This is a genomic window from Desulfovibrio sp. ZJ200 (genome assembly GCF_011039095.1).
Taxonomy (GTDB): Bacteria; Desulfobacterota; Desulfovibrionia; order Desulfovibrionales; family Desulfovibrionaceae; genus Desulfovibrio.
This window is the reverse complement of sequence record NZ_JAAKEH010000022.1, coordinates 43,110-52,699: the sequence shown is the minus strand read 5'-3', so window position 1 is coordinate 52,699 and position 9,590 is coordinate 43,110. Positions and strand designations below refer to the sequence as shown.

The 9,590-nt window shown below is 54.6% G+C and carries 9 protein-coding genes, 1 other RNA gene and 3 pseudogenes; 3 read left to right on the top strand and 10 right to left on the bottom strand.

Annotation, left to right across the window (positions count from 1 at the left end):
- On the top strand, positions 1–414 hold a 414-nt coding region (locus tag G7Y52_RS07910; protein ID WP_165068458.1), incomplete at its 5' end, for a transposase.
- Here the strand turns inward: G7Y52_RS07910 and G7Y52_RS07905 are convergent.
- From G7Y52_RS07905 to G7Y52_RS07880, 7 genes and pseudogenes are all read right to left on the bottom strand, one after another.
- Positions 386–862 (bottom strand): class I SAM-dependent methyltransferase, encoded by a 477-nt coding sequence (locus G7Y52_RS07905; protein ID WP_165069663.1) that lies wholly within the window; start codon positions 860–862, stop codon positions 386–388. The two genes, G7Y52_RS07910 and G7Y52_RS07905, sit on opposite strands and share 29 nt — an antisense overlap.
- The gene (locus G7Y52_RS07900; RefSeq protein ID WP_241159659.1) at positions 813–2,081 is read right to left on the bottom strand and encodes a methyltransferase domain-containing protein; all 1,269 of its coding nucleotides are present in this window, start codon (positions 2,079–2,081) and stop codon (positions 813–815) included. Before G7Y52_RS07900 ends, G7Y52_RS07905 begins: the two co-directional genes overlap by 50 nt.
- 34 nt (positions 2,082–2,115) lie before the next feature.
- Positions 2,116–2,280, bottom strand: a pseudogene (locus G7Y52_RS15260) (recombinase family protein); the annotation flags it as partial.
- 34 nt (positions 2,281–2,314) lie between these two features.
- On the bottom strand, positions 2,315–2,722 hold the full coding sequence (locus tag G7Y52_RS07890) for a protein MobC (protein ID WP_241159657.1): 408 nt from the start codon (positions 2,720–2,722) through the stop codon (positions 2,315–2,317).
- Positions 2,723–2,866: 144 nt separating this feature from the next.
- Positions 2,867–3,649, bottom strand: a pseudogene (mobV, locus tag G7Y52_RS07885) (MobV family relaxase).
- 538 nt (positions 3,650–4,187) lie between these two features.
- Positions 4,188–4,396, bottom strand: a pseudogene (locus G7Y52_RS15255) (AlpA family phage regulatory protein).
- Positions 4,397–4,642: 246 nt separating this feature from the next.
- Positions 4,643–5,506 (bottom strand): site-specific integrase, encoded by an 864-nt coding sequence (locus G7Y52_RS07880; protein ID WP_165069652.1) that lies wholly within the window; start codon positions 5,504–5,506, stop codon positions 4,643–4,645.
- Positions 5,507–5,621: 115 nt separating this feature from the next.
- On the opposite strand from G7Y52_RS07880, the gene G7Y52_RS07875 reads away from it, so the two are divergent.
- Complete coding sequence (locus tag G7Y52_RS07875; protein WP_165069648.1) at positions 5,622–5,948, top strand: type II toxin-antitoxin system RelE/ParE family toxin; 327 nt, start codon at positions 5,622–5,624, stop codon at positions 5,946–5,948.
- Between the two features lie 34 nt (positions 5,949–5,982).
- Positions 5,983–6,300, top strand: a complete 318-nt coding sequence (locus tag G7Y52_RS07870; RefSeq protein ID WP_165069644.1) for an addiction module antidote protein — start codon at positions 5,983–5,985, stop codon at positions 6,298–6,300.
- 587 nt (positions 6,301–6,887) lie between these two features.
- Here G7Y52_RS07870 and G7Y52_RS07865 read toward each other — a convergent pair.
- From G7Y52_RS07865 to G7Y52_RS07855, 3 genes are all read right to left on the bottom strand, one after another.
- The gene (locus tag G7Y52_RS07865; RefSeq protein WP_165069640.1) at positions 6,888–8,381 is read right to left on the bottom strand and encodes a tyrosine-type recombinase/integrase; all 1,494 of its coding nucleotides are present in this window, start codon (positions 8,379–8,381) and stop codon (positions 6,888–6,890) included.
- 191 nt (positions 8,382–8,572) lie between these two features.
- Positions 8,573–8,951, bottom strand: a transfer-messenger RNA (tmRNA) gene (ssrA, locus tag G7Y52_RS07860).
- A 49-nt stretch (positions 8,952–9,000) separates the two neighbouring features.
- Complete coding sequence (locus G7Y52_RS07855; RefSeq protein ID WP_165069636.1) at positions 9,001–9,537, bottom strand: hypothetical protein; 537 nt, start codon at positions 9,535–9,537, stop codon at positions 9,001–9,003.
- Positions 9,538–9,590: the final 53 nt, after the last annotated feature.

Here is a 9,590-nt window from a genome sequence, read left to right as displayed (position 1 = left end):
GGACGTTGGGAAAGGATAAGCATACTTTCAGCAATCCGGGTAACGGGAGAGACTTGCAGTGTTGTTTTTGATGGGGCACTGGATGGAAAAATGTACAATGCTTATATTGAAAAATTTCTTCTTCCAACGCTTAAAGCTAACGATGTTGTTATAATGGATAATTTGAATGTCCATAAATCAAAAACCGCCCAAAACTTGATAAGGGAAAAAGGCTGCAAGTATATTTTCCTTCCAGAATACAGCCCGGATTTAAATCCCATTGAAAAGATGTGGAGCAAAGTGAAACAATTACTTCGGGGTATGAAAGCAAAAACATGTGATGAACTGTACAAGTCCATTGGAAAAGCATTAAGTTGTATCACACAAAAAGACGCTGAAGGATGGTTTAAATCCTGTGGCTATGTAAAAAGTTAAAAGCAAAATGCTCTAGCTTGTCAAAGACGATGATGGCCCCGCCGGGGCGTAGCTGCTGCCGCAGGCGGGCCAGCAGCTTCCTGCGGGCGGGAACGGCCAGAAACATGAACACCAGAAAGGCCACGGCCACGTCGAAGGGCTTGTAGTCGAACCGGGTTATGTCAGCCCGCAACGCCCGCCCCGGCGCGTTGTACGCCTCCACCATATTTTGGCATTCATCCAGCGCCGTCAGCCGCGCGCAGCGCGCCTCAAGCGTGGGAGCAAGCACACGGCCCACGTTGCCCGTGGACGCGCCAAGGTCATAGACTTTGCCCTCTTTCGGGAGATATTGCCGGGCTATCAGCCCCATGGCGGCGCTGGCCAGCTCATACCAGGGCAGTTGTTCCCGCACATGGCCGTCAAATTCCCCGGCGAAGCCGTGAAACGTCCAGTCGCGCCCCTGGCTCATACGTCCTCCAAAGACAAGCCGAGCCGATGGGAAAACGACTTGAGAGCCAGGCGGACAAGCCCCATGCGCTGCCCGTCCGGGTACGGAAGGTCAAATTCAAAGCGGACAATCCGGCCTCAACGGAGCCGAAATACCGGCTCCACAGTTCCAGCCATTCCGCTTCCTCAAAGAACTTCTGCGCCTTGGGAGCCGTGGCAATATCCCCCAGGATGACGCCTTTTTCCATATCCAGCGGGAAGTTGCACGCCCTGGATGCCCGTTCGCTTGAGGCTTCGCCCTCCGTGAACCAGCCCCACGAGCTGCTTTTGGTTCCGCGCGCCGCCGCGCATACCAGTGTTTCCGGGCCGCACAGGGCCGCCACAATGCGCAGAATGTGTTCCCTGTCCTCCGGGAAGGGCACGCTGTTCAACACGCTGGAAACGAAAATGGCGCTGAATGGCGTGCCCGCCCGCACGGCGGAAAGAAAGCCCATGGCCGAAGCGCGCCCCTTTTCCCTGTTTACCGTGTCGCCGTCAGCGGGATACGGCTCAAACTCCGTCACGCGGATGCCCGCGTCCCGGAGCATCCGGGCTTCGTCGCCCTGTCCTGAACCGAAGTCCAGCACGCTTTCCCCGCAGGCGGCCTTCCATTTTCCCATGAAGGCGGCATCCAGCCGGACATCGGAGAGCCGCTTGTGCCGATACACCGGCAGCGCGAACGCCCGACCCAGATAGGTGCGATGCAGCCATTTCCGCCGAAACGCGCCGTAGCGCAGAAAATCGGCATTGTCGCCCGTGAAGCGGAAGTCCATGCTCAAAAGGTTCAGCATGGCGCGCGCCAGTTCGGCCCGCTCTTCGTCCAGCGTGACCACAGCTATTTCCTTCCGGCCCTTGCGGGCGGCGGCCTCCAGTCTGCCCACGCCGTTGATGACCGTACCGTCCGGCGTGGCCACGATGGGCAGGTGAACATGAAGCCGGGCCAGCATCCGGCCCACATTGGCGGCATGACGCACGAAACGGGACACATTGCGCCGGGCAAGCGGCAGAACGTCTTGCATTTCAGCGGCCATGCAGGGAAAGAACGCAGGACTGTCCGGGGGAATGTCCGGCAGTTTTGCGGCCAGGGAATGAACGTCCGCCCCACGCAGGGCCGCGCCCATGTCCCGCTCGGTATCCTGCACGGCTATGTCGTTGGTGGCCCGGTTGAACAGGATATTGATAGTTTCTGCCCAGCCGATCAATGCTGGTGATGCAGAGCAGATCGCCGGGCCTGAGCTTTTTGAGCATGGCCTGGTATTGCGGCCGCTGAAAGTCCTTGCCCGACATCTTGTCCATGAAGATGCGGTCGGGTGGTATGGCCTGCTGTTCCAGGGCGATGCGCTGCCGGATTTCATTCTGATCCACGCTGGATACGCGGATGTAGCCGTAAGTCTGTTCCATAGGGTTGTCCTTTTGCATCGGTTCACAGTTGATCTCACCGATGGTTTTGCGGATGATCGGGGGGAAGGTTCGGCCTCCAAAGCGGCCTGGGCCTGTCATTGTTCTGTGCGGGGCTGGGGGGTATGGCTGGGGCCTTCGCCGTGGCTGAGGCGGGCGGGGGCGTGTCTTGCTTTTGGGCTTTCCGTCCTTCCCGTTGCCGTCGGGCTTCGGTCAGATATTTGGTCAAGGTTTGGGCCTTCACCTCGATCCCTTTTTCGTGCAGCTTCTCGACGAGCTCCTGTGTGTCAAAGCCGCGCTTCTTCATCCGCTCCAGCGTCGGGGCAAGGGTGAAAATGGACTGCTTCACGGTCATGGCGCGGTTTCCGTCCAGCGTGACGGTGGCGGGCTTGAGGTGGGCAAACTCCTGCCGGATTTCTTTCAGTTGGCTGGCTGTGATAGTCATGGTGTTTTCTCCTGTGATTGACGGGGAGATGTCCCCGGTTTTGTCTTTTGCCTTTGGCGGTCAAGCGGCACGCTTGCACATTTGCTTTCGCAGAAAGCATAATGTGCTATGGCTCGACCCTGAGCCGAGATTCCCGGCGGATGGTCAGCGCATCCTTGAGCGACGGTGTTGCGGCACGGCTTCCAGCTCTTGCCGGATGTGCCGCTCGCGCTCGGACTGCTGGCGGGCCTCCGCTTCCTGTTGCTCGCGTTCCTGTCGTTCTATGAATTGCAGACGTTCCTGCAAGACTTCCTCCTGCTTCTGTCTTTCAGCCACTACAGCATCAGCCTCGCTCCGCAGACCGTCGAGGGCCTCCTGCTGCTGTTTGAACTCCCGCGTATCCAGATGCTTTTTCGCTGCTCCCGGCTTCTGTTCGACGCCGCGCTGGATGTCGAAGCCACAGCGTTGCAGATGGGCGGGCAAGTCGGCTTGCAGCTTTTTCAGACTGGCGCGGGTATAGATGTCGTTGGCACAGAGACGCCCATCCGACGTCACCGGCACATGAAGAAAGTGCATGTGCGGCGTTTTTTCGTCAGTATGAACCATTGCCGAGATGACGTTTTCCCTGCCGACAAAATCTGTGAGATAAGCTGCGGCTTCCTCAAAAAAGCGTCTGGTTTCGTCTTTGCCGATTCGGGTAAAGAAGGATGTGTCGGAACTGACAATCAGACCGCACAGATGCACGGCGTCCCTGCGCACAGCCTTGACCATAAGCAGATCGTCAATGCGATTCTGAATGGCCTGCGCGTAGTTTGCCGAAGCGGATTAATGAAGATCGTAGTTTCCGGCGCTTTGGCTGTAGTCGATGTCGGGGTTGGAATGGCTTTCGCGTTCGCGCCGGTTGTGCGACTGGATGCCGCGAACGGCGTCTTTCTTGAATTTATCCATATGCAAAACGAGAAAGGACATAGCCTTTTTCCTATGATACTTTCTTATGGCGACAGCGGCGACACTGGAGACAGGCCAGGAGTATCAACGCTTTCCCTGTTGCCGATCGCGTTTTTCGCTCTGGCGACAGGGAAAAAAGTGGCGACAACAGTCTCCAGTCTGTCGCCAGTGTCACCAGTTACTTTTTCCGTACTGGCGACGGGAAAAGCCTTGGTGCTATTGGCTTGCCGCCGCTGTCGCCACTGTCGCCGGTCGTGCGGGACAAGTGGGAAAGGGAAACGAGGAGTGACATATTTCTCTCTCCCATTGTTTTTTATGTGGGCGAGGTGGGCACAGGGGCGAAGCAAGCAATATCAACGTCTTTCTCCGCCCACTTTTAAAAAATGTCGTTTTTGCGAATGTGGGCATCTGGGCGGAAAAACCACCCCGCGCCCACATGCCCACTTTTGAAAAAGGCTGTTTTTGAAAATGTGGGCGCGATTTTCCCTTGGTATTCCTTGCTTCGCCCACATGCCCACCATGCCCACGCGATTTTCAGTTACCTGGTATTGTTTTCACCGTTGCCCAGGCGTTCGATAAGTTCTTTGATGTCCTCGACGCGCCAGACGTAGTGCGCGGGCCGAGTTTCAAGGGCTTGGGATAACGCCCTGTTGCGCAGCCTTTCCACCACACGCTTTTGCTGATGGGGAAAAGCTTCAGAATGTGCGGAAGACGAAGAAAACCAGTGGAGGGTATATCTGATGTCATGGCGATAACTCCGTATGAATGGGTTGATTACGGAGTTTTATAGCATGTTTATTCAATAAATCCACATAGTTTGAAGAGATACACGACAGTATGATGTGGTTTTATACTGTCCATTACAGTTTGATGGAGATGTACAAAAAAGTGTTTTTTCCTGAAAAAATTTTTGTGCGAATAAAAAAGCAGAGCCTTGCAGCCATGACGCCGCAAAGCCCTGCCATAAACCTGAATTATGTTTTCCTTATTCAACTATTCCAATGTATTGGACACACTTTGCCCGCGTAATTCGTCCAGATAATCGGCCCACCTCTGAAGCAGCTCCCTTCGTTTCTCCAGATATGACGCATGGTTGTAAGCATCCCGAACGGTATTTTGCTCCTTATGGGCAAGCTGGGCCTCGATGATGTCGCCGTCAAAGCCCCAGTCCAGCTTTTTCTCGTTCAGGATGGTGGAGAACATGGCGCGGAAACCGTGGATGGTCATTTCTTCCTTGCTGAAGCCCATTCGGCGGATACCGTTCAAAAGCGCCATGTCTGAAATGCACCGTGAAGCTGAATGCCGTCCCGGAAAGCAGAGTTCGCCGGTGCCGGTAAGCAGATGCAATTCGCGGAAAAGCCTTACCACCTGGGTGGGCAAGGGCACGGCATGAGCAATGCGCATCTTCATGCCGCCGCCGTCCTTTGCATTTTCCCGTCTGGCGGCGGGCACAATCCAGAGCGCCTTGTCGAGATCAATCTCCGACCACCTGCCGCCGCGAAGCTCGGCGCTCCGAAGCGCAAGATAGGGCAGTATCTTGAGCGCATAACCGACAACGGCTCCGCCCTGATATTCGTCTATGCAGCGCAAAAGATGCCCAATGGCTGCGGGATCGGTGAGGGTGGCGTAAAGCTTTGTCTGGATTGGCTTGAGGACTTCCTTGAGGCCGTCAGTCGGATTGAAGACGATATAGCCGCAGGTGCGGCAAAGCGGCAAGGTCAGCGCCTGCTCTTTGGCCGCCGCATCAGCTTTTTCCTTGGCGGCCTTTTTTTGTGCGCCGGGGTCAATGTCGTTGGCGAGCAGTTCCTTGGCCGTGTCGCGTTTACGGCGGGCGTAACCCGTAAAGTACTCAGACACAGCCCCCCCCCGCCAGGAACCAAAGCTGTGGTAACGGGCAGAAAAACTGGCAGCGCTTGCCCGGAAAACTCAAAAGCAGTCTTGACTTATTTCGCTTAAAAGCTACTATATTCCCATGGAAATCATCCACTACCGCACAGAAGACGGCACTGACATATATCAGAGGTGGGTGGACGGATTGCGGGACACACGCGCCAAAGTTGCCATTTTGCGCAGGGTTGACCGCGCCGCCGCCGGCAACTTTGGCGACCACAAATTTTGCCGTGACGGCGTGTATGAAATGCGCATCGATCTCGGGCCGGGATATCGCGTCTACTACTTTCAGCATCAAGGGCAGCTTGTGGTTGTGCTATGCGGCGGCGACAAACAGACGCAGGATGCCGATATCAGCCGGGCAGTCGCCTGCCGCGCCGACTTTTTGCGCCGGATAAACAAGCCCTGATGAGCAAGCTCTGACGGACAAGTAAGGAGAATGTATGGGTGCTCCCTATATTTCCCACGAAGAAGCCACTATTGAAAGCTTTAAGAACGACCATAAATATGCAGTGGAATACCTGAATGCCGTGCTTGAGGACGGCACACAGGAAGAGCTTATGCTGGCATTGCGCCGTATTGCCTCTGCCTATGGTATGAAGAACATTGCTGAAACGGCACACCTGAATCCCAAAACTCTCTACCGCACACTTTCTCCAACGGGGAATCCCGAACTCAGGAATTTTAAGGCTATTCTCGGAGCTATGGGAATGCGGCTGGCGGTGATACCCGCGCAGCAACATCATGTAGTACAAGGATAAGCACTTTCACATATGAATCATCAATAATTATCTACATATTTATATGGGGCATGAAATTATGAAAACTAACGAAATAGACCAAAAAAAAAATTGAAAGAATTTGAGGTAATACTTTCAGACAAAAATGAGACAGAAAAATTATTATCTAAAAAAGAGAGAGTATTAATTAAATAATGTTTTAATGTCATCCAGGGTTCCATTCACATGGAACCTGGCAAAAAGAGCCATCGCCAAGTCAACCATGTGTAGACTTCGTGAAACAACGACCGACCTGACCGTATCTTCCCCTTCCGCGAAAAATGTGAGGAACAGGTTTCCGCTCTGCAAAAAATGAATCAAATACTGTAAGTCGTTCCAGGGGGGACGGTCATAAGTATGCAGCTGCGTAGCGCCTGAATTTCAGGATTTCCCCGAACAGGCTTTATGGGGAGGCATCCCTTTACCGGAAGAGATGACACACATAGGGGAATGAATATGCCGGGTGGCGTGCTGCCGCCCGGCATGTGGAGATTGGCCGGCGGGCCGTGCGGATCAGAAATCGCATTCCACAGCACAAGACCCGCCGTTTTTTTCTTTTTTGACTGTGATCAGTTGTACCATGCCCGGACTATGTCCATATCATCATAACCAAACTGCCTCATTCTGTTTTTCTGTTCCTCACTCCAGCCGGTATCCATGACGGTAATCTGACTATTGTGCTTTATGGTGCCGATCAGAGTGGGTATATCCAAAGCAGATGAAGCAAATCCTTCTGTTGGCTGCGATAGGTCTTTTTGTGTGGGCATATCCACACATTGGCTCATTGTTGAAGATTGGACAGCATTCATGCGCAGGCTGTCAAGATAATTTGCGTACTCCTGTACCATTTTTCGCCGTTCCAGCAGATAGGAACGTGGCGAAAGGATGTTATAGGCCGCTCTGACCTTATCCGTCTGAACATGGGCAAGCTGCATCTCTATCCAGTCATGTTTCAGATGCTGGAACTTCGGATGCTGGTTCAGGGTTGTTGATGCCATGCCGCGAAATCCATGTGTGCAAAAGCTGTTTCCTTCCTCTCTTGTGGAAGCGTAGCCGATGCGTCTGATGGCCTGAATCAGGGACGCTGTGGAAATGGGCGTATTCGGCTTTCTCGGAGATGGAAACACATAGGTGTTAGCTCCTGAAAAGGGGCGTATTTCCAAAAACAGCTCCACAGCCTGGCGGGGCAGGGGAACGATATGGTCGCGAGACATTTTCATTCTGGATGCGGGAATGTACCATTCGGCTGTCTCCAGATTGATCTCTTCCCACTTCGCCTCGCAGATTTCCGCAGGACGCAGCATGACGTAAGGAGCCAGTCGCAGGGCGACACTCGTCTGCAATGTCCATCTGCCTTTGAAATCCTCAAGGGCTTTTAACAAGAGGCCGATTTCCCTTTCCGACATTTCCCTGTACAAATGCCGTTTGGCGAGGGGCTTGGGCATTTCCTTGCGATACCGCGTCAGCCTGTTGATGATGACCGGATTTTCCAGAAGGCCCATGAGATCGGCATACTCGAAGATATTGATGAGGATGGAGCAGATGCGCTGCGCGGTTTCCCGCGCGCCGCGCTTGATGACAACGCCCAGAGCCTTGTCGATGTGCATCATGGTTATGGCGTTGATATCCATATCTCCGAAGGCGGGAAAAATGTTGCCGGTCAGGCGCTCCTTCTGGCGCTTGGCGTGAGCGTCATCCCACTCCGGCGTTTTTTTCTCCAGCCAGGCCAGAGCCACGCTTTCAAAGGTGCGAGGGATGGGCGAAACCTGTTTTTTGGCGTTCTCCCGTGCGGGCTTGAGACCGGCTTTCGCCTTTTCCTTCAAATCTTCGGCGGTGGCGCGGGCTTTTGCAAGCGTCAGCTCCGGGTACGAACCCATGCGAACTTTCTGGCGCTTGCCCGCGGCGTCGCTGTATCTCAAGACCCATTTTTTCATGGTGGTGCCGGCCTGATTGACCGAAATCCACATTTCCAGCCCGGCCCCGCAACGGATGACCTGCACGTCTCCCCGCACGCCCCGGGCGTTTCTGATAACGAGTTCCAAAGATTGTGTTTTTGTTGCCATTTTTCAAACTCCTGTGGAATGGTACCTTAATGGTACCTTCTTCCAGCATATGGCACCTTTTTCGGGAAAAAGGTACCAAAAGTTTGCGGACTTCCCTGTCCCTGGCTGGATGAAGCTGGAGAAAGAAATCCCGAAAGTCCGCTGAATAGCTTGACTTTCGGGATTCAAATGGCTGTTGCCGGATGAACTGATGGTGGAGGCGGGGGGAATTGAACCCCCGTCCGCGAACATTCCACGCGAAGCATCTACAGGCTTAGGTCAGGATTATATCTCGTTGTATCGGTAGCCCCGGACCAGGCGCGCTACAACAAGCCCGCCGGTAACATCTCACGAAAAACCCCGGCGAGCGCCGGTTTTCGCCAGCCTGATACATGTCGCCGACCGGGATTATCAGGCGTGGTCCCGGGCAGCGCGACCGGCTTTGCGGTCAGTGCTTATCTGTTTTTAGGCAGCGTAAGCGTAGTCGTAATCGTTGTTGGCAATTACTGTTGTTGCCGCTTTTTACGAGGCCAGCGGCGCCTCGGCCTGCCACTCCGGTTTCTACGTCCCCGTCGAAACCAGTGCGCCCCCTTATTGGGAATACTGCATATAGTAAGCTGTTTATGCGGGATTGGCAAGCTCAACGCACATAGAAATGTGAGAGGGAACCCTTGAGGCACATGTGGTAACGCCCGAAAAGCGGGTTTTCCGGCGAGCTTTCCGGGCTCTTCAGAGCGTCATGAGCCTGCCGCGCCACTTCCACGCCGCGAGAGAGCAAAGCCAGACGGGCCAGCTCCTGAAAGCGGCGTTGCAATACAGGGGCGCCGGCAATGAGCTCGCATAATTTTTCGGCATCGCCGTCTTCGCCTTCCACCACCAGCCGGCCTTCCGGCGAAAGGTACAGATGCAGCCGGGTTTCACCTTTCAGCGTGCCCGCGGCCATCTGCTTGTTAAGAAGTTCCATGAAGGATTCCTGCAAACAGTCCAGGCGGGCTTCCAGGGCCTCTGAAAGCTCCTGCCCATTGCGCGACAGCATGCGCAGCATGCGGGCCGCGTCGTCCGCAAGTTCCGACAGCGCGGCCGTTTCCGGATCGGGAGCGGCAATGCCGCGGATCGCCTGAACGCCGGTTTGCATGTGGACCATACTGGCGAGCTGGTTGTGGCTGTCGGTATTCACAGTATCCTCCACTCACGTTTGCGTCGTTTCAATCCTTGCCGTCTCCCCGGAGC